We start from the raw sequence: 22,366 nt of genomic DNA, 5'->3' as shown, positions 1-22,366 counted from the left end.
GGGCTTGCCCCCGATAGCGGTCTCAAACCTGGCGATTGGCATACATCCGACACTCCGCCAACAGCGCCAGCAAGTTCGGGTCGCGCTCCTTGGCCTTCAAGAACACCACGCCGATATGCTGCTGCAGCCGATACCTGGGCTGCAGCGGTATCAGCTTCACGCGGTTCTCATACACAGCCGCAATCCTGCCTGGCAGCAGCGCATAACCTACGCCCGAGCTGACCATGCTCAGAAGCGTGAAGATGTCGTTGACCTGCATCGCCACTTTCGGCTCGAACCCGGCCTGCTTGAATACGCGGTTGCCGTCCTGGTGCGTGGCAAAGCCTTGGGTGAGGGTGATGAAGGTTGCGTCGCGCACGTCGGCCAGGTCGATCTGCTGTTCGCGGTCGAAGGGGGAGTCGGCCGGAGTGGCGAGGAAGATATCGTCGCTGAACAGCGCAATCTGCGCGCAGTCCGGGTCGTTGGCATGGTCGTCGAGGGCGATGAGGATCGCGTCCACTTCCATGTTCTTGAGCTTGTAGAGCAGGTCGAAATTGGAGCCCAGGATCAGGTCGATATTCAGTTCGCTGCGCCTGATTTTCAGGCCCATGATCAGTTGCGGCACGGTCTTGACCGTCAATGAATACAGCGAACCCAGCTTGAATCGTTCGGCGGAAAAGCCGGCGGCTTCGCGGGTCAGGCGTACGCTGTCGACCACATCGGCCACCAGTTTCTGGGCGCGCTCTTCGAGTACGTAGGCGCTTTCCAGCGGCGTGAGATTGCGCCCTTCGTGCTTGAACAACGGGCAGCGCACGGCGTTTTCCAGCGAATGAATGGCGCGGTGCACGCTGACGTTGCTGGTTTGCAACTCGGCGGCGGCGCGGGCCAGGTTGCCGGTGCGCATGAATGCCAGGAAGATTTCCAGCTTTTTGAGGGTGAATTCTTCGTCGATCAACATGGCCGTGGCTCTTGTTCGAATGCTCTCGATTGTGCCCGCAAATGCGCTCGGCGTCCTCGGAACGTCATAAGGCGCTTGCACTCTTATGACGAAGGCTGGAGGCTTGCCAGCCAACCCTTATTGGTCACGGGAGGTCGGTTGCAGATGTACCACGGGGAACGATTCAACGCCTGGAGCCATTTGCTCGGTGCAGTCGCGGCGTGTATTGGCGTCGTGTGGATGTTGGTGGTGGCGAGCCTGGACGGCAGCCCCTGGAAAATCGTCAGTGTGGCGATTTATGGCTTTACCTTGATGGTGCTGTACAGCGCGTCCACCGTGTATCACAGCGTGCGCGGGCGGCGAAAAGAGATCATGCAGAAGGTCGATCACTTTTCGATCTACCTGTTGATCGCCGGCAGCTACACCCCGTTTTGCCTGGTCACGCTACGCGGGCCGTGGGGCTGGACGCTGTTCGGGATTGTGTGGGGGCTGGCGGTGATCGGCATCCTGCAAGAGATCAAGCCACGCTCGGAGAAACGCATCCTGTCGATCGTGATCTATGCGGTGATGGGCTGGATCGTGCTGGTGGCGGTCAAGCCGCTGCTCGCCGCGCTGGGTACGGCAGGGTTTACCTGGCTGGCGGCGGGTGGGGTGTTGTACACCGTTGGCATTATCTTTTTTGCTTTGGAGGATCGCCTGCGCCATTCCCATGGCATCTGGCATTTGTTCGTGATCGGCGGCAGCCTGCTGCATTTTGTGGCGATCATGCATTACGTGCTTTGAATGTGGCCAGCACTTGTATGGATTGATCCGCCGTCATCGGGGGCAAGCCCCCTCCCACATTGGATCTCGGGTGTGTTTAGAGACGTTCCAGCAGCTCACAGGCGCGACTACCAAAAATCTCCAGCAGCCTGGCCAGCATATGCGGCGGGGGCTCGTTGGCGCGGGTCAGTGCGTAGAGGGTGATCGGCAGCGGTGGGGTGAGCGTGCGGATGTGGGTGGTGGCCGTTGAAGCACCCAGCGCGGTGAACGGATCGATCACGGTGAGGCCGGCGCCGGATTCGACCATCGCGCGGGCCAGGGAATAGGTTTGCACCGAGATCGTCACCCGTGGCGGCGGGTCGACATTTTCCAGGTAGCTGCCCAACTTCGCCGCCAGCGGGTCGGCGCTGGACAGGCCGATCAAAGGCGCGCCGGCCAGTTCGGCCAGCGGCAAGGGCATGTGCCGTTCAGCGTCCGACCAATAGCCTTTTGACGCCAGCGCTACCAGCACGCCGTTGGCCAGCACCTGGGTGGTGAGCCCCGGATGGCCGGAGAACGTGAGTGTCAACGCCAGGTCGATCTCGCGCATCAACAGCTTCTGCACCAGCTCGCCGCTATGGTCGCTGGACAGCTCACAGGCGATGTCCGGGTAATCACGCTTCCATTCCAAGATTGACGGCGGCAGCAGCGACAGCGCCAACGCCGGGATCGCACCGATGCGGATGCTTTGCCCCGGTTCGCGCCGCAAGCTCTTGGCCAGGCGCCGCACACCTTGCAGGCTTGCGCTGACTTTTTCGACTTCGCTTTCCAGCGCCAGGGCTTCCGGCGTGGGCTGCAATTTGCCGCGTACCCGCAGGAACAACGCAAAGCCCAGTTGCAGTTCGGCGTGCTGCAACACTTTGGTCACCGCCGGTTGCGAGACGTGCAACAACTGCGCGGCGGCACTGATAGAGCCGGTCTGGCGGATGGCCTGGAAGATTTCGATATGACGCAAGCGCATGGCGAGTCCCATAACCTTTGTTTATAGGTGAGCCATCTTTATTCATTGTCGGTGGCCTGTCACCTGGCTCTACGCTGAGCGCTGTCAATTAACGGCGGGAGGCGGGGATGGCCAGGCAGGTTTGCATTATTGGCGGTGGGGTTATCGGCCTGGCGAGCGCTTATGCGTTGGTGCGTGCCGGCCATAGCGTGACGCTGATCGAGGCGCGCGACAGCCTGGGCAGTGAAACCAGTTACGCCAATGGCGGGCAGTTGTCCTACCGCTATGTTGCGCCGCTGGCCGACGCCGGGGTGCCGCTGCAAGCGATTGGCTGGTTACTGCGCGGTGACTCGCCGTTGAAGCTGCGCCCGCGTCTCGATCCCCAGCAATGGCGCTGGATGGCCGCCTTTATCGGCGCCTGTCGTAGTTCGGTGAACCAGCGCAATGCCGCTCACTTGCTGCGCCTGGCATCCCTGAGCCAGGACACCTTGCAGCAATGGCGCGAGGAGGACCGCCTGGACGACTTCGATTGGCGACGCAATGGCAAGCTGGTGACGTTTCGCAACGCCAATACCTTTGAACATGCCCGCAGTAAAGTGACCAATGTCCTGCAACAGCAGGTGTTGTCCGCTACCGATTGCGCGCACCTGGAGCCGGCGCTGGCCGGTGATGGTTTTGTCGGCGGGATCTACACGCCCAACGAGGAAGTAGCGGATTGTCATGCCTTTTGCCAGCAATTGGCGGCGCGGCTGGAAGCATCGGGGCGTTGCACATTTTTGTTGGGGCGCAAGGTTACCCGGATTCGTCATACCGACGGTGTGGTGCACGCCCTCCAATTGGATGATGAGGTGATGCCGGTCGAGCAACTGGTGCTGGCGGCAGGGCATCGCAGCGCTGAACTGGGCTTGCCGGGGTTGTCGCTGCCGCTGTATCCGCTCAAGGGCTATAGCCTGAGCGTGCCGATTGGCGCGCAGCACCGGGCGCCGAATGTGAGCATCACCGACTACGATCGCAAGATCGTCTACGCGCGCATCGGTGAGCAACTGCGGGTCGCGGCCATGGTGGACATTGTCGGCTTCGACGCGGGTCTTGAGCCCAAGCGCCTGGCTTTGATGAAACGCCAGGCCCTGGAGACATTTCCCAATGCCGGCGACTACGCCCACGCGGTTGAATGGGCCGGTATGCGCCCGGCCACGCCGACTGGGGTGCCGCTGATTGGTGCCAGTGTCTATCGCAACCTGTGGCTGAACCTCGGTCACGGCGCCCTTGGTTTTACCTTGGCCAGCGGCAGCGCCCAACTGTTGGCTGAACTGATCAACCAACAGGTTCCTTCCATTGACATGCAGGGCCTGACGCCCCGCGCCGCTTGAGGATGCCCCATGACCATCAACCGAATCAGCAGCAACGAGCGTCTCAGTGGCGCAGTCACTTTCAAGGACTTGGTGTTCCTTTCGGGCCAGGTGCCGGGCGAAGGGCAGGACGTGATGACGCAAACCCGCGAAGTGCTGGCCAAAATCGATGCACTGTTGGCCGAGGCGGGCAGCGACAAGGATCACCTGCTGAACGCGACGATTTACCTGAAGGACATCGGCAGCGGTTTTGCGCCGATGAACGAGGTGTGGTCCGCGTGGCTGTCGCCGGGGATGGCGCCTACACGCACCACCCTGCAAGTGGAGCTGGCGCGGCCGAATGTGCTGGTGGAAATCAGCGTGATTGCTGTACGTAAATAATTCAAAGACCAACGGAGCATAACAATGAAAAGAATCCTGTTGACCGGCTGCACCCTGGGACTTTTGTTCGGCGCACAGGCCCATGGGGCCCAAGCGCCGCTGGAGGGCACCCTGGGCAAGATCGCCAACACCAAGTCCATCACCCTGGGATACCGCGATGCGTCGGTGCCGTTTTCCTACGTGGGTGATAACACTGGCAAACCCATGGGCTATTCAGTGGACCTGGCAAGCAAGATCGTCGAGCGTATCCAGCAGAAAACCGGGGTGACCAGCCTCAACGTCAAGTACACCCTGGTGACCTCACAGACCCGGATTCCGCTGGTGCAGAACGGCACCGTCGACCTGGAGTGCGGCTCTACCGGGGTGACGGCCGACCGGCAGAAGCAGGTGGCATTTTCCTACGGGTTTATTTACGTGAAGGGGCAATTACTGACGGCGAAGGACAGCGGCATCAAGGGCTTTGCCGACCTTGACGGCAAGAACGTGGTCACCACCGCCGGTACCACCAACGAACGATTCCTCAAAAGCTACAACGCCGAACGCAAGGCCAATATGTTTGTCATCAGCGCCAAGGACCATGGTGAGGCGTTCAAGATGCTCGAGACCGGCCGTGCGGTAGCGTTCTACATGGATGACGCGCTGCTCTACGGCGAACGCGCCAAGGCCCGGGACCCGCACAACTGGGTGGTGGTGGGCGAGGAGCAGTCGCGGGAGATCTACAGCTGCATGGTGCGCAAGGACGATCCGCAGTTTCTTGCGGTGGTCAATGAGACGCTGGGCGACCTGTACCGCTCGGGGGAGATCAACGGGATTTACCAGCGCTGGTTTGAACAACCGATTCCGCCGAAGGGTTTGAATCTGGAGTTCCCGATGACTACGGAGTTAAAGCAGATTATCGCCAAGCCAGTCAGCGACCCGGTTGAGTAAAAAGTGGTAACCCAATCCAAATGTGGGAGGGGGCTTGCCCCCGATAGCGGTGTGTCAGTCGATACAGGTGCTGGCTGATCGACCGCTATCGGGAGCAAGCCCCCTCCCACAGTTTTGATTGGGTTTGCCAAGGGGGTTAGAAGTCGCCCCAGAGTTGTTGGGCGACGGCCAAGGCGACCACCGGTGCAGTCTCGGTGCGCAACACCCGAGGGCCGAGGCGGGCGGCGTGGAAGCCGGCGGCTTGGGCGGTGTCGACTTCGCTGTCGGTCAGTCCGCCTTCAGGCCCGATCAGGAAGGCCAGGCTCGAAGGCTTGGCGTGGCTGACCATCGGCTCGGCCACCGGGTGCAGTACCAGCTTCAGGTCTGCTTCGGCTTGCTTGAGCCAGTCCGCCAGCAGCAGCGGCGGGTGAATCACCGGCACCGTCGAGCGCCCGCATTGCTCGCACGCGCTGATCGCCACCTGGCGCCAGTGCAGCAGGCGCTTGTCGGCGCGTTCGTCCTTGAGGCGCACTTCGCAGCGCTCGCTGAAAATCGGGGTGATGGCGTTGACGCCCAGTTCGGTGGCTTTCTGGATCGCCCAGTCCATGCGCTCGCCCCTGGACAGACCTTGGCCGAGGTGGATATGCAGCGGCGATTCGGCCTGGCCTTTGAAGCTTTCCGTGAGTTGCACGCTGACGCGTTTTTTACCTACTTCCAGCAAGCTGCCGAGAAACTCCTGGCCGGAGCCATCGAACAGTTGCACGGCGTCGCCCTCGCTCATGCGCAGCACACGGCTGATGTAATGCGCCTGCGCCTCGGGCAACTCGTGATCGCCGAGGCTCAGCGGGGTGTCGGTGAAAAAGCGGGACAGTCTCATATGTGTTCTCTGGAAAAGGGTGTGCAGAGCGGACGCGGAGCGTCCAGGGCTGCATTCCCACGCGGAGCGTGGGAACGATCATGGTTAACCTGGGTCGCGAAAGCCTGGATGAAAATCCTTCGGCACGGCAACGCTGACCTTGCTGTTGGTGGCGATATCGATGCCTTCACTCGCAACCTCGGCAAGGAAATCGATCTGCTCCGGGGTAATCACATACGGCGGCAGGAAGTACACCACGCTGCCCAACGGTCGCAACAGCGCGCCGCGTTCCAGGGCGTGCTCGAACACCTTCAGGCCACGGCGTTCCTGCCAGGGGTAGGCGGTCTTGGTAGCTTTGTCCTGCACCATCTCGATGGCCAGGACCATGCCGGTCTGGCGCACTTCAGACACATGCGGATGGTCGACCAGATGCGCCGTGGCCGTGGCCATGCGCTGGGCCAAGGCCTTGTTGTTTTCGATGACGTTGTCTTCTTCGAAAATATCCAGGGTGGCTAGGGCCGCCGCGCAGGCCAGCGGGTTGCCGGTGTAGCTGTGGGAGTGCAGGAAGGCGCGCAGGGTCGGGTAGTCGTCGTAGAAGGCGTCGTAGACATCATCGGTGGTGACCACGGCGGCCAGCGGCAGGTAGCCGCCGGTCAGGGCTTTGGACAGGCACAGGAAGTCCGGGCGGATGCCGGCCTGTTCACAGGCGAACATGCTGCCGGTGCGGCCAAAGCCCACGGCGATTTCGTCGTGGATCAGGTGCACGCCATAACGGTCACAGGCTTCGCGCAGCAGCTTGAGGTACACCGGGTGATACATGCGCATGCCACCGGCGCCCTGGATCAGCGGTTCGACGATCACGGCGGCGACGCTGTCGTGGTGCTCGGCCAGGGTCTGTTCCATGGCCTGGAACATCGTGCGCGAATGCTCTTCCCAGCTCACGCCCTCGGGGCGCAGGTAGCAGTCAGGGCTCGGCACTTTGAGGGTGTCGAGCAACAATGCCTTGTAGGTTTCGGTAAACAGCGGCACGTCGCCCACCGACATCGCCGCGATAGTTTCACCGTGGTAGCTGTTGGTCAGGGTGACGAAGCGCTTCTTGTTCGGCAGGCCACGGTTGAGCCAGTAGTGAAAGCTCATCTTCAACGCGACTTCGATACACGATGAGCCGTTATCGGCGTAGAAGCAGCGCGTCAGGCCTTCGGGGGTCATCGCCACCAGGCGCTCGGACAGCTCGATCACCGGCTGATGGCTGAAGCCGGCGAGGATCACATGTTCCAACTGGTCGACCTGATCCTTGATGCGCTGGTTGATGCGCGGGTTGGCGTGGCCGAACACGTTGACCCACCAAGAGCTGACGGCATCGAGGTAGCGTTTGCCTTCGAAGTCTTCCAGCCATACGCCTTCGCCGCGCTTGATCGGGACCAGTGGCAGTTGCTGGTGGTCTTTCATCTGGGTGCAGGGATGCCACAGCACCGCGAGGTCGCGTTGCATCCACTGGTTGTTCAAGCCCATCGGTGATCTCCTCGAAGCGGTCCCGCAACCTGCGCGGGCGAAACAATCGCGCAAGCCTATGCAATGGTGGCGTGGGTCACAAGCCATTGTGGGGAAATTCGCGGTAAATGCAGGACGGTCTGTCACGTTTCTTGGGAATAGTCTTAATCCCTTGTTAATTTATGATGCATAGCCTTCAGATCGCATTTCTCGATATTTCAAAGCGAAATTTTTCGCTTTAATTCGATAGGTAAAGCGCTAGTCTTGGGCACAGTTCTTACGGGATTAAGTTCATGCAGTTACGCAATTCATCGGCCCGCTATGGCTGGGTCAGCATGGTTTTGCACTGGGGCGTGGCCTTGGTGGTATTTGGATTGTTCGCCCTGGGCCTGTGGATGGTCGGTCTCGATTACTACAGTGCCTGGCGCAAAGACGCGCCGGACCTGCACAAGAGCATTGGCATCACGCTCTTCGCCATCATGCTGGTACGTATCGTCTGGCGCCTGGTCAGCCCGCCGCCCGCACCGCTGGCCAGCTACAGCCGGCTGACCCGCCTCGGCGCCGCGTTTGGTCACGCGTTCCTGTATGTGGGGCTGTTTGCCGTGATGATTGCCGGTTACCTGATTTCCACCGCAGACGGTGTCGGTATCCCGGTGTTTGGCCTGTTTGAGATTCCTGCCGTGGTTTCCGGGCTACCGGACCAGGCAGACACCGCCGGCGTGGTGCACCTGTACCTCGCCTGGGTGTTGGTGGTCTTCGCCGGCTTGCATGGCGTGGCTGCGCTGAAACACCACTTTATCGATCGTGATGTGACCCTTAAGCGAATGCTGGGGCGCAAAGCCTGATGTTCAACCTCGACTCACAAGGAATAGAAAACATGTTGAAAAAGACTCTCGCTGCTCTGGCTATCGGTACCGCCCTGCTGTCCGCAGGTCAGGTGATGGCTGCTGACTACAAGATCGACAAGGAAGGCCAGCACGCCTTCATCGACTGGAAAATCAGCCACCTGGGCTACAGCTACATCCACGGTACCTTCAAGGACTGGGATGGTACTTTCAGCTGGGATTCGGCTAAGCCTGAAGCCAGCAAAATCGCAGTCGACGTGAAAACCGCCAGCCTGTGGTCCAACCACGCTGAACGTGACAAGCACATCGCCAGCAAAGACTTCCTCGACGTAGCCAAGTTTGCCGACGCCAAGTTTGTGTCCACCGCGGTTAAATCCACCGGCGACAAAACCGCTGACGTGACCGGCGACCTGACGTTCCACGGTGTGACCAAGCCTGTGACCTTCAAGGCCACCTTCAACGGTGAGGGCAAGGACCCATGGGGCGGCGAGCGTGCTGGCTTCAACGCCAAGACCACGATCGACCTGAACGACTTCGGCGTGAAAGGCCCTGGCCCGACTTCGCAGACCGTCGACCTGGATATTTCGCTGGAAGGTGTGAAGCAGAAGTAATGTCCGCCTGACAATGCGGGCCTTTGTGGGAGGGGGCTTGCTCCCGATAGCGGTGGGTCAGCCCCAGCAGTGCTGGCTGACCCATTGCTATCGGGAGCAAGCCCCCTCCCACATTTGATCTGATCGAGTCAAAAAAAATGCCCCGCATCCAAGATGCGGGGCATTTTTTATGGCGCCTTGGAACTCAGCGGTTGCGGGTCAGCAACGCTGGCTTTTCACCACGAGGACGGCCAGGCAGTTGATCCAACTGCTCGGGTGTCGGGAAGCGATCCGCTTTCGACTCCTTGTGGATGATCTTCGGTGCCGGGCCACCGCGCGGGTTTTGCACGGCTGGCTCGGACAGCGGCTGGTCGTCACGGGCCGGGCGGCGGTTGTTGCTGCGCGAGTCTTCGCGACGGGCCTGGCCATCACGCGGTGCGCCGTTGCGCGGGCCGCTGCGTTTGGCCGGTGGTGTGCCGGTGGTGCCGCCGCTGCTGTTGCGCGGGCCGTTCTGGCGCGCGCCCTGTGGCTGACCACCACGTGGAGCGGCTGCGCCTGCGCCTTGTGCCGGGGCACCTGGGCGACGGCCACGGCCTTGCGCCGGCTTGGCTTGTGGCACGTAGTCAACGCGGTTACCGAAGTTATCCACATCGTCGTCGAGGAATTCGTCCGGGGCACGGTCGGATGCGGCGCGTGGAGGCTGGCTCGGCTGGCGCTGTTCGCGGGCCGGGGTGCCTTCACGGGGCTTCTGCTCGCGGGCCGGGCGTTCGCCACGGCTGCTGGTCGCAGTTTTTTCCTTGCCCTTGTCCTTGCCCTTGTCGCGACGGCCACCACCGCCACCGCCGCCGTTCGGGCCATCGCCCTTCGGACCGCGTGGGTTGCGTGGGTTACGCACGTCCGGACGCTCGCGCGCTTCAGGCTTTTCGGCCTCCACGGCGCTGGAATCGAAGCCCATCAGGTCGCCGTCGGCGATTTTCTGCTTGGTCATGCGCTCGATGCTTTTCAGCAGTTTTTCTTCGTCCGGTGCGACCAGGGAAATGGCCTCGCCCGAGCGACCGGCACGGCCAGTACGGCCGATACGGTGCACATAGTCTTCGTCGACGTTCGGCAGCTCGAAGTTGACCACATGGGGCAACTGGTCGATATCCAGGCCGCGCGCGGCGATATCGGTGGCGACCAGGATGCGCACACTGCCGGCCTTGAAGTCGGCCAGGGCTTTGGTGCGCGCATTCTGGCTCTTGTTACCGTGGATGGCGACGGCGGTGAGGCCGTGCTTGTCCAGGTACTCGGCCAGACGGTTGGCGCCGTGCTTGGTGCGGGTAAATACCAGCACCTGTTCCCAAGCACCGTGGGTAATCAGGTGCGCGAGCAGCGAGCGCTTGTGGCTGGCGGCCAGGCGGAACACGCGTTGCTCGATACGCTCGACCGTGGTGTTGGGCGGCGTGACTTCGATGCGTTCCGGGTTGTGCAGCAACTTGCCGGCCAGGGCGGTGATGTCCTGGGAGAACGTTGCCGAGAACAGCAGGTTCTGACGTTTGGCCGGCAGGCGGGCGAGGACCTTCTTCACGTCATGGACAAAGCCCATGTCGAGCATGCGGTCGGCTTCGTCCAGCACGAGGATTTCCACGTGGGACAAGTCGACGCTGCCTTGGCCGCACAGGTCGAGCAAGCGACCCGGGCAGGCCACCAGTACGTCAACACCACGGGACATGGCCTGAACCTGGGGGTTCATGCCGACGCCGCCGAAGATGCAGGCGCTGACGAACTTCAGGTCGCGGGCGTACAGCTTGAAGCTGTCGTGCACCTGGGCGGCGAGTTCGCGGGTAGGGGTCAGGACCAGTACGCGCGGTTGGCGCGGGCCGTGACGCTGGGATTTGTCCGGGTGACCGTTGGGGAACAACCGCTCCAGAATCGGGAGGGCGAAACCACCGGTTTTACCGGTACCTGTCTGCGCCGCAACCATCAGGTCGCGACCTTGCAACACGGCGGGAATGGCCCGCTGTTGCACCGGAGTAGGCTCGGTATAGCCCGCTGCCTCGATGGCGCGGACTAAAGCCTCGGAGAGACCGAGGGAAGCAAAGGACATGAGTAATCCTGTTTTAGTTAGGGCTTGGCCCAGAGGGATAATCTTGCCGGGCGTGAATGGCGCTTAGGGGAGCGTAATCCCGTCCGGTCCTGCTGCGTCTGGCGGGCACTCCACCGGCTCGCGCGGGCTGCAAAGCTGCGCTGTAGCGGGGTTGGGTGCCTTTTTCAAGACCTCAGCGGCCGGGCGTAAGCCTGGCGGAAAGGCCGGAGTATAACAGAGCAATCACTGCGCGCTGCTTTCCTGCTGCTCAACGGTGTATTCGGAGGCGCTGATAGGCGCCGTTTGCGCCTGGATACCGCCATATTTGGCGCTCAAGGCGGCGTAGGCCGGCTCTTGCTTGAAGCGCCTGAGCTCCGCGGCAAAGCGCTGGACCAGCAAATCCATGCCCGCGCCACGGCGCACGGCAAGAAACTGCTGCTGGCGGCTGACCACCAGCGGCGCCTGGCTGACCTTGTCTTCCAGGCCCAATTGCTTGATCACGTGCTGTCCCACGCGCCGGTCAGTGACCACCATATCGATGCGCCCCAGCATCAGCTTGCCGAAGTTGGCCTCATGGCTGGGGGCGGGTTCACGGGCAAAGGTGGCGGACGCGCCGAAGGCTTCGCCATACAGGTAACCGGGAGAGATCCCCACGCTCAGGCCGCGCAGATCGTCGAGGGTTTCGGCGGGGTGCGGACGCTCATTGGCGTAGAACAGCACGAATTCGACCGTCGACAAGGGTTCGCTGGGGTAGAGCAGCAAGGCGTCGCGCTCGTGGCTGTGGAAAATATCCAGCGCGCCGTCGGCGTGGCCTTGGTCAAGCATCGCCAGGCAACGTTTCCAGGGCAGGAACTGCCATTGCACATCCACGCCGAGGCGCTGGAACACGATCACCGTGGTTTCGTAGTCCAGGCCACGCATGCTGCCGTTGTCGTCGTAGACGTAGGGCGCCCATGGTTCGGTGACAATACGCAGTTTCTCGCCATAAGCGGCCAGGCTCAGGCAAGTGAAAAGCGCAGCGATCAACAACTTGAAAATGACGGGCATTCCCTGAGGTTACGACGCTACCGAGATAAAGAGAAGCTCTGGCACGCGCGTTGGCGCCGGGTCTCAGTTTACTGGCGCGTCCATCAGGTGAGCGTGGATCGCGGCACGCCGCTCGCCGAGGATCAGGCGCACCACCGGGTTGGCGAACCAGCGTTCGAGCTGGTGCGCGTCAATCGGGCGTTGCTGGCGCTCTTCCTGGTTCTGTCGGGCCTTGTCCCACCAAACGGGGCCGCAGGCTTGGTCGAATTCGTTTTCGTGTTCATAGCAACCGTAGAGGATTTCACGGATGAACTGCTGCTGGTGCTTGGGCAGTAACAGGGTAATCAGTTTGTACAGCGTGCGCTGCAAACGCGGCGGGCGCGGCAAGTGGGCGGACACTTGACGCGTGTCGGCCAGGGCCAGCGCACTGGTGGGCGCGGCGGCATGCTTGGCGATCCAGGCCTTGACCTTGGCCCGGAACAGCTGCTTGCGGCTCCAGTAATGATGGATCAGGTCCGGGCACTCGCGCACGTTGACGGTGCGGTAGGCGGCGATGGACAGGCAGAACTCTTCCAGTGTGTAGGCACCCTGGGCATGGGGAAACAGTTCGTCCATCAACTCGATCGAACGGTCGAGGATGTGCGCGTCCTGCTGGGTCAGGCCCATCACGCCGGAGTTGAGGGTCATCATGTCATCGTCGGCCACGCCCATCTCCAACAGGCGCTGGCGCAGGGCGGTGTAGAGGATGCTTTCGTGGTTATCGCCGTACTTGGTGTAGAAGGCGTTACACAGCAAGGTGCCCGGCTGCACACGCTCGAACAGCGTCAGGGGAGAACGGTGGAAAAACGTGTCGGTGTCGATCAGCAGCGCTACCGGCGACTCTTGCAACACCTGGCGCAGCACAACGTGCTTGGTGCGAAAGTGATAACCGTGGGGTTCACTCCAGCGCTTGCGAGTCGCCTCGTCCAGCGGGCGTACACGCACCGGCAGCAGGCGATAGGGTTCGGGGTTGTCGCTGAAGACCTGGATGTCCACGGCTGCATCAGGGGTGTCCTGCAGGAAAGCCAATGCGCTGGCGATGCTGAATACCGCTTCCTGGTGGTAGGTTTCGGCGCCGAAGACGAGGTAGACCAGCTGCGGACGGGAAGAGGAAGACACTGTATTCATGGACTGCGGGGTTCCTGAGCACTTAAAACGACAAATGTGAAGCGACAAAGGCCCTCGTGAACGAGGGCCTTGGCACAACCGGGCAAGCCTTAGCGTGGCAGCTTGAGGTTGTTCCAGATGGCAAGGCTGGGTTCAGCCTGGTTCAGGGTATAGAAGTGCAACCCTGGCGCACCACCTTGCAACAATTGCTCACACATCTCGGTGATGACCTGCTCGCCGAACGCCTGGATGCTTTTGACGTCGTCGCCATAAGCTTCCAGTTGCTTGCGCACCCAGCGTGGGATTTCGGCACCGCAGGCGTCGGAGAAGCGCGCCAGCTTGCTGTAGTTGGTGATCGGCATGATGCCCGGCACGATCGGGATGTTCACACCCATGGCGCGTACACGCTCGACGAAGTAGAAGTAGCTGTCGGCGTTGAAGAAGTACTGGGTGATCGCGCTATTGGCGCCGGCGTTGGCCTTGCGTACGAAGTTCTTGAGATCGTCTTCGAAATTGCGCGCCTGGGGGTGCATCTCCGGATAGGCGGCCACTTCGATGTGGAAGTGATCGCCGCTTTCTTCGCGGATGAAACTCACCAGGTCATTGGCGTAGCGCAGCTCACCGCTGGCCATGCCCATGCCGGAGGGCAGGTCGCCACGCAGGGCGACGATGCGCTTGATGCCGGCGGCTTTGTATTGGGTCAGCAGGCTGCGCAGGTCAGCTTTGCTATCGCCCACGCACGACAAGTGCGGAGCGGCGGGAACTTTGACTTCACTTTCGAGCTGCAGCACGGTGTTGATCGTGCGGTCACGGGTCGAACCGCCGGCGCCGTAGGTGCAGGAAAAGAAGTCGGGCTGGTAGCTGGCCAACTGCTTGGCAGTGGCCATCAGTTTTTCATGCCCAGCATCGGTCTTGGTCGGGAAGAACTCGAAGCTGTAGCGACGGTCTTGGGACATGGTCATACCCTTGGAAACTCATAAAACCGGGAGATGTACACCGTCAATGTGGGAGGGGGCTTGCCCCAATGCCAGTCAGTTAAGCGTACACCGCCGTCTGTAGGAGCGAGCTTGCTCGCGAAAAACGTCAACGATAACGCGTGCTTTCTGAATGAACGCGGTGCCTGTGAGTTTTTCGCGAGCAAGCTCGCTCCTACAAAAAGCCTTAACTGACTGGCATTAGGGCTTGCCCCCTCCCACATTAAAGCCCGCTCCCCCACAGGGAGAGTGGGCAGCAGGCATATCAGTAGCGGTAAGCGTGCGGCTTGAACGGACCTTCAACGGTCACGCCGATGTAGTCGGCCTGGGTCTTGGTCAGTTGGGTCACCACGCCGCCGAAGCCGCGGACCATTTCCAGGGCCACTTCTTCGTCGAGTTTCTTCGGCAGTACTTCCACGGTCAGGCGCTCGGCTTTCTGGGCAGGCGACAGGTCGGCGTACTTCTGTTGGAACAGGAAGATCTGCGCCAGTACCTGGTTGGCGAACGAGCCGTCCATGATGCGGCTTGGGTGGCCGGTCGCGTTACCCAGGTTCACCAGACGGCCTTCGGCCAGCAGGATCAGGTAGTCGTCGTTCTGCGGGTCGAAATCGCCCGAACCGGTACGGTGAACCTTGTGCACCTGTGGCTTCACTTCTTCCCATGCCCAGTTCTTGCGCATGAAAGCGGTGTCGATCTCGTTATCGAAGTGGCCGATGTTGCAGACCACTGCGCGTTTCTTCAGCGCCTTGAGCATGTTCGCGTCGCAGACATTCACGTTACCGGTGGTGGTCACGATCATGTCGATCTTGCCCAGCAGCGCCTTGTCGATGCTCGCTTCGGTGCCGTCGTTGATGCCGTCGATGAACGGCGAAACCACTTCGAAACCGTCCATGCAGGCTTGCATGGCGCAGATCGGGTCAACTTCAGAGACCTTGACGATCATGCCTTCCTGACGCAGGGACTGGGACGAACCCTTGCCCACGTCACCGTAGCCGATCACCAGGGCTTGCTTGCCCGACAGCAGGTGGTCAGTGCCGCGCTTGATGGCGTCGTTGAGGCTGTGACGGCAACCGTATTTGTTGTCGTTCTTGCTCTTGGTCACCGAGTCGTTGACGTTGATGGCCGGGATTTTCAGCTCGCCCTTGGCCAGCATGTCCAGCAGGCGGTGTACGCCGGTGGTGGTTTCTTCGGTCACGCCGTGGACGCGGTCGAGGATCTGCGGGTATTTCTTGTGCAGCAGCTCGGTCAGGTCGCCGCCGTCGTCGAGGATCATGTTGGCATCCCAAGGCGCGCCATCCTTGAGGATGGTTTGCTCCAGGCACCACTCGTACTCGGCCTCGGTTTCGCCCTTCCAGGCGAACACCGGAATACCGGCGGCGGCGATAGCGGCAGCGGCCTGGTCTTGAGTCGAGAAAATATTGCAGGACGACCAACGCACTTCGGCACCCAGGGCAACCAGGGTTTCGATCAGCACGGCAGTCTGGATGGTCATGTGGATGCAGCCGAGAATCTTCGCACCCTTGAGCGGCTGCTCAGCGGCGTACTTGCGACGCAGGCCCATCAGGGCTGGCATTTCGGATTCGGCGATAAAGGTTTCGCGACGGCCCCAGGCGGCGAGGGACATGTCGGCGACTTTGTAGTCGTTGAATTCTGCAGGCGTAATTACAGCGCTCATGAAGAGCCTCCATTCGTAGTGTGCGAATGGGCGCCGTTGTGCGTTTAGTATCGAGCCAGGTGAGCCAGGCCAGACAACGCCCCATCCGAGCCTGACAGGCCAAGCCTGCTGCAGCGCCCCTCGGACAGGTGGCGGGAGAACGGTACCTACGGAAGATGACCGTTTTGAAACGGGGGCGATTATAGCTGTGTATGCGGCACTTCCCAAGCCTTTCTGTCGGCGACATGAAGATCGCTCATGGGGGTGATAGGCAATGGCTCATAGAGCTTGGGCCCGGGCTCTGCCATGATATTGGCCATCATTGGGCAACACGCTTTGGAGTGACCATGAACTTCCACACCCGCAAATGGGTAAAACCCGAAGACCTCAACCCCAACGGCACCCTGTTCGGCGGCAGCCTGCTGCGCTGGATCGACGAAGAAGCGGCGATCTACGCGATCGTGCAACTGGGTAACCAGCGCGTGGTGACCAAGTACATCTCCGAAATCAACTTCGTCAGCGCCTCGCGCCAGGGTGACATCATCGAACTGGGCATCACCGCAACCGAGTTCGGCCGCACCTCCATCACCCTGACCTGTGAAGTGCGTAACAAAATCACGCGCAAGAGCATCCTGACCGTCGAGAAAATGGTCTTCGTCAACCTCGGTGAAGACGGGCTGCCAGCGCCTCACGGCCGCACCGAAATCAAGTACGTGAAGGATCAGTTCGAGGGCGACGGTCTTTCCGAGTAACAGCGTGGCGGTGTAAATACTGTCTTCAAGAATCCGATGGAGTTGGGTCAAGGCCTGGAGGATTGCGCTTTAGTTGCCTGGCCACTGAACAGCCACCGTGGCGGCGTGTCGTAGCTACACGCCCCCCTTGGACACCGGAACATCATGGCCACCGACGAAGCAGGCAAAACCCCCAACCTGTCCCACGAAGAGCAGCAGGACGTAGACAAGAACCAGCCGCCCCGCGCCGCGGTGCTGCATGAAATCATCCGTACCCAGGGCGACCAGGAGCTGGAACGCAACGTCGCGGCGTTGTGGTGGTCTGCCTTGGCTGCCGGGTTGACCATGGGGCTGTCGCTGATGGCCATGGGCTTGCTCAACTCGCGCTTGCCGGACGGCGAAGCGTTCAAGGTCATCGCCAGCTTTGGTTATTGCGCGGGGTTCCTGGCGGTGATCCTCGCGCGCCAGCAACTGTTTACCGAAAACACCCTCACTGCCGTGTTGCCGGTGATGAGCAAACCGACTCTGTCCAATGCCGGGCGCCTGTTGCGGCTCTGGACGGTGGTGCTGGTGGGCAACCTGTGCGGGACCTTGCTGGTGGCTTATGTGATGTTGCACCTGCCGATTTTCGATGCAAAGACCGACCTGGCCTTCCTCGAAATCGGGCGCAAGGTCATGGAGAATGACAGCGGCCAGATGTTCGCCAAGGGCATCGTCTCCGGCTGGATGATCGCCACCATGGTGTGGATGATCCCGTCGATGGAAAGCGCCAAGATGTTCATCATTATTGTGATCACCTACCTCATGGCGCTGGGGGACTTTACCCACATCGTAGTGGGTTCGGCGGAAGTGTCCTACCTGGTGTTTGCCGGCGAACTGTCCTGGCATGACTTCTGGCTGATATTTGCCGGCCCGACCCTGGCCGGCAATATCATCGGTGGCAGCTTCATCTTTGCGCTGATCAGCCATGCGCAGATTCGTAGCGAAGGCAAGGTGCTTTCCGGGGCTCACGTCGGCGCAGCGGAGCAGCGTCCTCAAAGCAAGGAAAAGCAATGATGCAGCCCCGCACAAGGCTCAAATGCGAGCTTTGCGGGGCGTTCCGGGAACCTTCAGGCCTTGGTCCGGTACGTCGGCGAGATTGGCCGCAGGCGTGCTGTCAGGTGCCTTCAATTGGTCTTCCCACCGAGCAATTACCAACGGCGCCAACGCGTTACCCAGCACATTCAATGCCGTGACTGGCATATCCATCAGGCGATAAACGCCTGCAATGATCGCCACGCCCTCTACGGGGAGCCCCGCTGCAGTCAACGTCGCGGTGAGGATGATAAACATGAAGCCTGGCACGCCCGCTGCGCCCTTCGACGTCAACACCATGATCAATATCAGCATCCCCTGATCGGCCAGGCTCAAGTCGATGCCATACGCTTGGGCGATGAACAATGTGCCCAGTGCAGCGAACAGCGATGCGCCATCCAGGTTGAACGAGTAGCCCAACGGGATAACCATGCTGGTAATAGGGCGTGGCGCGCCGTAGCGCTCCATCTTCTCGATCAATTGAGGCATCACCGTCGCTGAGGCGGCACTGCTATAAGCCAGCAGCAATTCACTGCGTATTTCTCGCACCAAATGGAAAAAACCGACACCCACCAATCGAGCGACGGCACCCAATATGCACAGGGCAAATAACAGCACTGCGACATAAGTCGTGCCGATCAGCTTGGCCAACGGCAGCAGGGCACTGAGGCCAAAGCTGGCGACGGTGACCGCTATCAGTCCGAAAATGCCTATCGGCGAGTAGTGCATTACCAGGTGGGTGACTTTGAACATGGTGTCTGAGATGCCCTGCATCACACTGATCAGAGGAGCCTTGCGCTGCTCAGGCAACATAGACAAGGCGCAGCCGAACAGGATGGCGAAAAACAGCACCGACAGCAGCTTGCCCTGGGACATGGCCAACACGATGTTATCCGGCACGATCGCCAATAGCGTCTGGCCCAGATTCTGCGTTGTGCTGTTGGCAGCCAGCCCTGTTACGGGTGTTGGCAAAGTGCTGCCGAATTCCGCGCCCGAGCCGGGCGCGACGACATTACCCACAATCAGGCCGAAGACGATTGCAATACTGGTGATCGTGAAGAAATAAACGAGGGTCTTCACGCCGACACGTCCCAAGGCGGCGGGATTTCCCATGCCGGCAATGCCGACCGTCATGCAAGCGAAGACCAGAGGCACGACGATCATCTTCATCAGCTTGATAAACAGGTCGCCTGCCGGTTGCAGCAGGTTTTCAATGAACCAGGACTTATGTTCGGGAAACTGGTTAAGAAGGATACCGACGATTATTCCGGCTGCCAGACCGATCATAATCCGGGTGACGAGGCTGGTTGGTTTTTTGGTGTTCATGCAGGTGACCCTTATTGTTGTAGTTGTCAGGGGTTTATTGAGCGAACAGTCCAGCGAAGTCCTTGAAGCCTTTCACTTCGATGGGATTGCCGCTGGGGTCGAGAAAAAACATCGTGCGCTGTTCGCCCGGCTCGCCGGCGAAACGAACCACCGGCGGGATCTCGAAGGGCGTGCTCATTTGAGTGAGACGCTCGGCCAGCACCAGCCACTCCTCCAGCGGTAACACCACACCGAGGTGCGGCATCAGCACATGATGGTCCCCCACCAGGCCGGTACGCGTCGTGGGGAAGGGCGTGCCCAGGTGCAGTGAAAGCTGGTTGCCGAAAAAATCGAAGTCGATCCAGGTCTCGCTGCTGCGGCCTTCTGCACAGCCCAAAACATCTCGATAAAAAATGCGCGCCTTGTTTAAGTCATAAACATGGTATGCAGCGTGGAAGGGTCTGTTCATGAGCGGAATCTCTGTAGGGGGATCCTCAAATTAAACAGGCTGCGCATCCGGGTAAAACGGGTTCGCGTTGGTCTGAGCGAAAGGAAAATTTATGGATATTCGATTCCTGAGAAGCCTGGTCGCGGTCATTGAAACCGGCTCCATTGCTGCGGCGGCGCGACGCGAAAACCGTACCGCAGCGGCGATCAGCCAACGGGTCAAGGCGCTTGAGCGGACGCTGGGGTGCACGCTGCTTATGCGCACGGCGCATGCCGCGTGGCCGTCGGACCAGTGCCTGCTGTTGTTACCAAAAATTCAGGCAGTCATCGAGCAGGCGCGCGAGTTGCAGGAGGACCTGAGTCAGGATGGCTTATCGGGAGAGATCAAGATCGGCGCGATTTCAACGGCATTGACCGGCGTCTTGCCAAGAACGATCGAGCGACTGGCACTTTCAGCACCGGAGCTGAAGCTGAAGATCACACCGGGTGACTCCAGAAGCCTCTATGAGAGATTGCTTGCCCGCGAGTTGGACGCGGCGATTCTTGTCAGACCGCCGTTTGAGCCGCCCAAGGCGTTAGCAACCACCTTGTTGCGGGCCGAACCCCTGATTCTGATTGCTCCCGCTGAGTGTGACGCGCAGACCTTCGAAGCATTGCTGCGCGAGCGGCCATTCATTCGCTATGACGCCCGTTCGTGGGGTGGGCAGATTGCCCAGCGTTTCCTGGATGAACAGTCCTTTGCTCCGCAGGTATTGTGTGAGCTGGATGCCTTGGAAACCATCGTCATGCTGGTCGCCCAAGGCATGGGTGTGTCACTGGTACCGCAGTGGTCGGGGATGTCGAGCCGTGGCCTATGTGTCTTGCCGGTCGACGACGCGTCGCGCTATTCGCGGGATCTGGTTGTCATGCACAGCTCGATGCCGCGCCGCCCACTGGCGATGCGGCACCTGCTTGAGCATCTGTGCAGAGCGCCCGTAGGCAAACTTGTGGTGTAGAAATGTAAATGCTCAGGGGCTCACTGCGACTCGGCTACGCGCTTTACGACCCGGCCAATGGTCAAGCCTTGCAACAAGATCGACGACAGCACCACGATATAGGTGATGCTCAGCAATAAGTCGCGCTCCGGGCCCAGCGGCAATGCCAGGGCCAGTGCTACCGAGACGCCACCGCGCAAACCGCCCCAGGTCAGGACGCGGATGGTGCCGCGCGGTACCGTGCGCCAGCGCCGCAGCAGCAGGATCGCCGGGGCCACGGTCAGCAGGCGTGACAGCAGGATCGCCACAGCGAGCAAACTGGCCGCCAATACGTGCAGCCAGTTGAACGGCAACAGCAGCAGTTCCATGCCGATCAGGGCAAACAGCAGGGCGTTTAGCATGTCGTCGAGCAACTCCCAGAAACCATCCAGATAGCGCCGAGTCATGTCGTTCATCGCCAGCTTGCGGCCCAGGTTGCCGATGATCAGCCCGGCCACCACCATCGCAATCGGTGCCGAGACGTGCAGTTCAGTGGCCATCGCCGAGCCGCCGATCACCAGCGCCAGGGTCAGCATGACTTCAATCTGGTGCTGCTCGATGCTCTTGATCATCAGGTATACGAGGTAACCGATCAGCCCACCGAACACCACACCGCCAATCGCCTCATGGGCGAACAGCATGGCCGTGGCGCCTACGGTCGGTGTTTCACCGAGCTGCGCGATGCCCAGCAGGACGGTGAACACCACCACTGCGGTGCCGTCGTTGAACAGCGATTCGCCGACGATCGTGGTTTTCAGCGGTTTCGAGGCGTTGGCGGTACGCAGCACGCCCAGTACCGCAATCGGGTCGGTCGGCGAGATCAGCGCGCCGAACAGCAGGCAATACAGGAAACTCACGTGCCAGCCGAACAGGGCGAAGATGTAGTACGCCAGGCTGCCGATCACCAGGGTAGCGATCAATACGCCAAAGGTCGCCAACAGGCCTATGGGCCAGCGGTAGCTGCGCAGGTCGCTCAAGTTGACGTGCAACGCACCGGCGAACAGCAGGAACGAGAGCATCCAGTTCATCAGCAAATCGCCGAAGTCGATCTGGCCGATCAATTGCTGGATGCGCTCTTCCAGGCCGGGGTAGCCGATGAAACTGAGGCCTTGCAGGATCAGCGAAAACAGCAGTGCAGTGACCATTACGCCGATGGTGGGCGGCAGGCCGATAAAACGAAAGTTCACATAGGTGAGCAGGGTGGTGAGGCAAATGAAGGCGGCGACAAGTTCAAGCATCCGGGGTCCTTGGGACGGGGAAATGTAGGTGCACAGCGTGCGTCGGGACGTTGTTTAGTATAAACAGGTGCCCTTACAGGAAAGAACCTTTCGGCCGATCATGGCTCATAGCTTGAACGTCGGCGCCGATCGGCCTGTGAGTGATGACGCTCTGACTGCCTTGATAAAACCAAAAAAGGGAATGACTGATGACAGTGGCTTTCTGGTGTGTGTTGATCGCAATCTTTCTGCCGTACCTGTGTACCGGTGTGGCCAAGTTCAGCGGCGGCAAGTTCGGGCCGCGGCATAACCACGACCCGCGTGCGTTCCTGGACACGGTCGAAGGCGTTGCCAAGCGTGCCCACAATGCGCAACTCAACAGCTTTGAAGTCACCCCGGCCTTTGCGGCGGCGGTGATCATCGCCCACCTGGCCGGCACGGCCGAGCTGGTGACCATCAATGTGCTGGCGGTGCTGTTCATCACCAGCCGCCTGCTGTACATCATTTGCTACCTGGCGGACTGGGCGCTGTTGCGTTCGCTGGTGTGGGCCGTGGGGATGGCGTTGATCGCGAGTTTCTTCTTTGTCTCGATCTGACGGTTAACGCACATACCTTGTGGGCGCTGGCTTGACTGCGCTG

The 22,366-nt window shown here is 60.6% G+C and carries 22 protein-coding genes and 1 riboswitch; of the genes, 10 read left to right on the top strand and 12 right to left on the bottom strand.

All coding sequences use genetic code 11. The features are described from left to right. Positions 1-22: 22 nt before the first annotated feature. A complete protein-coding gene (locus C4J84_RS24255; protein WP_124436212.1) occupies positions 23-937 on the bottom strand; it encodes a LysR substrate-binding domain-containing protein in 915 nt (304 codons plus the stop codon). Positions 938-1,081: 144 nt separating this feature from the next. On the opposite strand from C4J84_RS24255, the gene C4J84_RS24250 reads away from it, so the two are divergent. After that, positions 1,082-1,699 (top strand): hemolysin III family protein, encoded by a 618-nt coding sequence (locus C4J84_RS24250; RefSeq protein WP_124372145.1) that lies wholly within the window; start codon positions 1,082-1,084, stop codon positions 1,697-1,699. 76 nt (positions 1,700-1,775) lie between these two features. On the opposite strand, the gene C4J84_RS24245 is transcribed toward C4J84_RS24250, so the two are convergent. After that, on the bottom strand, positions 1,776-2,678 hold the full coding sequence (locus C4J84_RS24245) for a LysR family transcriptional regulator (RefSeq protein WP_124436211.1): 903 nt from the start codon (positions 2,676-2,678) through the stop codon (positions 1,776-1,778). Positions 2,679-2,785: 107 nt separating this feature from the next. On the opposite strand from C4J84_RS24245, the gene C4J84_RS24240 reads away from it, so the two are divergent. Genes C4J84_RS24240 through C4J84_RS24230 form a run of 3 tightly spaced genes read left to right on the top strand, consistent with a single transcriptional unit; the run spans position 2,786 to position 5,314 of the window. After that, positions 2,786-4,027 (top strand): D-amino acid dehydrogenase, encoded by a 1,242-nt coding sequence (locus C4J84_RS24240; RefSeq protein ID WP_124408399.1) that lies wholly within the window; start codon positions 2,786-2,788, stop codon positions 4,025-4,027. A gap of 9 nt (positions 4,028-4,036) precedes the next feature. Then, on the top strand, positions 4,037-4,387 hold the full coding sequence (locus tag C4J84_RS24235; RefSeq protein ID WP_124372142.1) for a RidA family protein: 351 nt from the start codon (positions 4,037-4,039) through the stop codon (positions 4,385-4,387). Positions 4,388-4,411: 24 nt separating this feature from the next. Further along, positions 4,412-5,314: a transporter substrate-binding domain-containing protein gene (locus tag C4J84_RS24230; protein ID WP_124436210.1), complete on the top strand. Its 903-nt coding sequence runs from the start codon at positions 4,412-4,414 to the stop codon at positions 5,312-5,314. A gap of 136 nt (positions 5,315-5,450) precedes the next feature. On the opposite strand, the gene C4J84_RS24225 is transcribed toward C4J84_RS24230, so the two are convergent. Together C4J84_RS24225 and C4J84_RS24220 are read right to left on the bottom strand one after the other, a co-directional pair. Beyond that, the gene (locus C4J84_RS24225; RefSeq protein ID WP_124436209.1) at positions 5,451-6,170 is read right to left on the bottom strand and encodes a 16S rRNA (uracil(1498)-N(3))-methyltransferase; all 720 of its coding nucleotides are present in this window, start codon (positions 6,168-6,170) and stop codon (positions 5,451-5,453) included. 84 nt (positions 6,171-6,254) lie between these two features. After that, the gene (locus C4J84_RS24220) at positions 6,255-7,661 is read right to left on the bottom strand and encodes an adenosylmethionine--8-amino-7-oxononanoate transaminase (RefSeq protein WP_124364775.1); all 1,407 of its coding nucleotides are present in this window, start codon (positions 7,659-7,661) and stop codon (positions 6,255-6,257) included. A 272-nt stretch (positions 7,662-7,933) separates the two neighbouring features. Between C4J84_RS24220 and C4J84_RS24215 the strand changes: the two genes are divergently transcribed. Continuing rightward, positions 7,934-8,485 carry a cytochrome b gene (locus C4J84_RS24215; RefSeq protein ID WP_124368663.1) on the top strand — a complete coding sequence of 184 codons (552 nt, stop codon included), beginning with the start codon at positions 7,934-7,936 and terminating at the stop codon, positions 8,483-8,485. 32 nt (positions 8,486-8,517) lie between these two features. Next, positions 8,518-9,096, top strand: coding sequence for a YceI family protein (locus tag C4J84_RS24210; RefSeq protein ID WP_124372138.1), 579 nt, complete (start codon positions 8,518-8,520; stop codon positions 9,094-9,096). Positions 9,097-9,280: 184 nt separating this feature from the next. Here the strand turns inward: C4J84_RS24210 and C4J84_RS24205 are convergent, their stop codons facing one another. The 5 genes from C4J84_RS24205 to ahcY all read right to left on the bottom strand — a co-directional run bounded on the left by C4J84_RS24205 (position 9,281) and on the right by ahcY (position 15,961). Continuing rightward, positions 9,281-11,161, bottom strand: a complete 1,881-nt coding sequence (locus tag C4J84_RS24205; RefSeq protein WP_124372137.1) for a DEAD/DEAH box helicase — start codon at positions 11,159-11,161, stop codon at positions 9,281-9,283. A gap of 222 nt (positions 11,162-11,383) precedes the next feature. Beyond that, positions 11,384-12,187: an ABC transporter substrate-binding protein gene (locus tag C4J84_RS24200; protein ID WP_124368660.1), complete on the bottom strand. Its 804-nt coding sequence runs from the start codon at positions 12,185-12,187 to the stop codon at positions 11,384-11,386. Positions 12,188-12,250: 63 nt separating this feature from the next. Further along, the gene (locus tag C4J84_RS24195; protein ID WP_124364770.1) at positions 12,251-13,333 is read right to left on the bottom strand and encodes a hypothetical protein; all 1,083 of its coding nucleotides are present in this window, start codon (positions 13,331-13,333) and stop codon (positions 12,251-12,253) included. A gap of 89 nt (positions 13,334-13,422) precedes the next feature. Next, a complete protein-coding gene (gene metF / locus C4J84_RS24190) occupies positions 13,423-14,268 on the bottom strand; it encodes a methylenetetrahydrofolate reductase [NAD(P)H] (RefSeq protein WP_124436208.1) in 846 nt (281 codons plus the stop codon). A 283-nt stretch (positions 14,269-14,551) separates the two neighbouring features. Continuing rightward, positions 14,552-15,961 carry an adenosylhomocysteinase gene (ahcY, locus tag C4J84_RS24185; protein WP_124436207.1) on the bottom strand — a complete coding sequence of 470 codons (1,410 nt, stop codon included), beginning with the start codon at positions 15,959-15,961 and terminating at the stop codon, positions 14,552-14,554. A gap of 21 nt (positions 15,962-15,982) precedes the next feature. Then, positions 15,983-16,089, bottom strand: a riboswitch (S-adenosyl-L-homocysteine riboswitch). A gap of 198 nt (positions 16,090-16,287) precedes the next feature. Between ahcY and C4J84_RS24180 the strand changes: the two genes are divergently transcribed. Together C4J84_RS24180 and C4J84_RS24175 are read left to right on the top strand one after the other, a co-directional pair. Then, on the top strand, positions 16,288-16,692 hold the full coding sequence (locus C4J84_RS24180; RefSeq protein WP_124364767.1) for an acyl-CoA thioesterase: 405 nt from the start codon (positions 16,288-16,290) through the stop codon (positions 16,690-16,692). Positions 16,693-16,836: 144 nt separating this feature from the next. After that, positions 16,837-17,727 carry a formate/nitrite transporter family protein gene (locus C4J84_RS24175; protein ID WP_124436206.1) on the top strand — a complete coding sequence of 297 codons (891 nt, stop codon included), beginning with the start codon at positions 16,837-16,839 and terminating at the stop codon, positions 17,725-17,727. 18 nt (positions 17,728-17,745) lie between these two features. Here the strand turns inward: C4J84_RS24175 and C4J84_RS24170 are convergent, their stop codons facing one another. After that, a complete protein-coding gene (locus C4J84_RS24170) occupies positions 17,746-19,071 on the bottom strand; it encodes a cation:dicarboxylate symporter family transporter (RefSeq protein ID WP_256681366.1) in 1,326 nt (441 codons plus the stop codon). 34 nt (positions 19,072-19,105) lie between these two features. Next, positions 19,106-19,519, bottom strand: a complete 414-nt coding sequence (locus C4J84_RS24165; RefSeq protein WP_124364765.1) for a VOC family protein — start codon at positions 19,517-19,519, stop codon at positions 19,106-19,108. A gap of 91 nt (positions 19,520-19,610) precedes the next feature. Here C4J84_RS24165 and C4J84_RS24160 point away from each other — a divergent pair, with 91 nt between their 5' ends. Further along, positions 19,611-20,492: a LysR family transcriptional regulator gene (locus C4J84_RS24160; protein WP_124372133.1), complete on the top strand. Its 882-nt coding sequence runs from the start codon at positions 19,611-19,613 to the stop codon at positions 20,490-20,492. Between the two features lie 20 nt (positions 20,493-20,512). Here C4J84_RS24160 and C4J84_RS24155 read toward each other — a convergent pair whose 3' ends face one another. Then, positions 20,513-21,748, bottom strand: coding sequence for a sodium:proton antiporter (locus C4J84_RS24155; RefSeq protein ID WP_124372132.1), 1,236 nt, complete (start codon positions 21,746-21,748; stop codon positions 20,513-20,515). 188 nt (positions 21,749-21,936) lie between these two features. On the opposite strand from C4J84_RS24155, the gene C4J84_RS24150 reads away from it, so the two are divergent. After that, positions 21,937-22,323, top strand: coding sequence for an MAPEG family protein (locus C4J84_RS24150; protein WP_124364762.1), 387 nt, complete (start codon positions 21,937-21,939; stop codon positions 22,321-22,323). Positions 22,324-22,366: the final 43 nt, after the last annotated feature.

It is taken from the genome of Pseudomonas sp. R11-23-07 (assembly GCF_003852295.1).
Lineage (GTDB): Bacteria > Pseudomonadota > Gammaproteobacteria > Pseudomonadales > Pseudomonadaceae > Aquipseudomonas.
The sequence above is the reverse complement of the archived record's forward strand: the minus strand, read 5'-3'. Positions and strand labels throughout refer to the sequence as shown.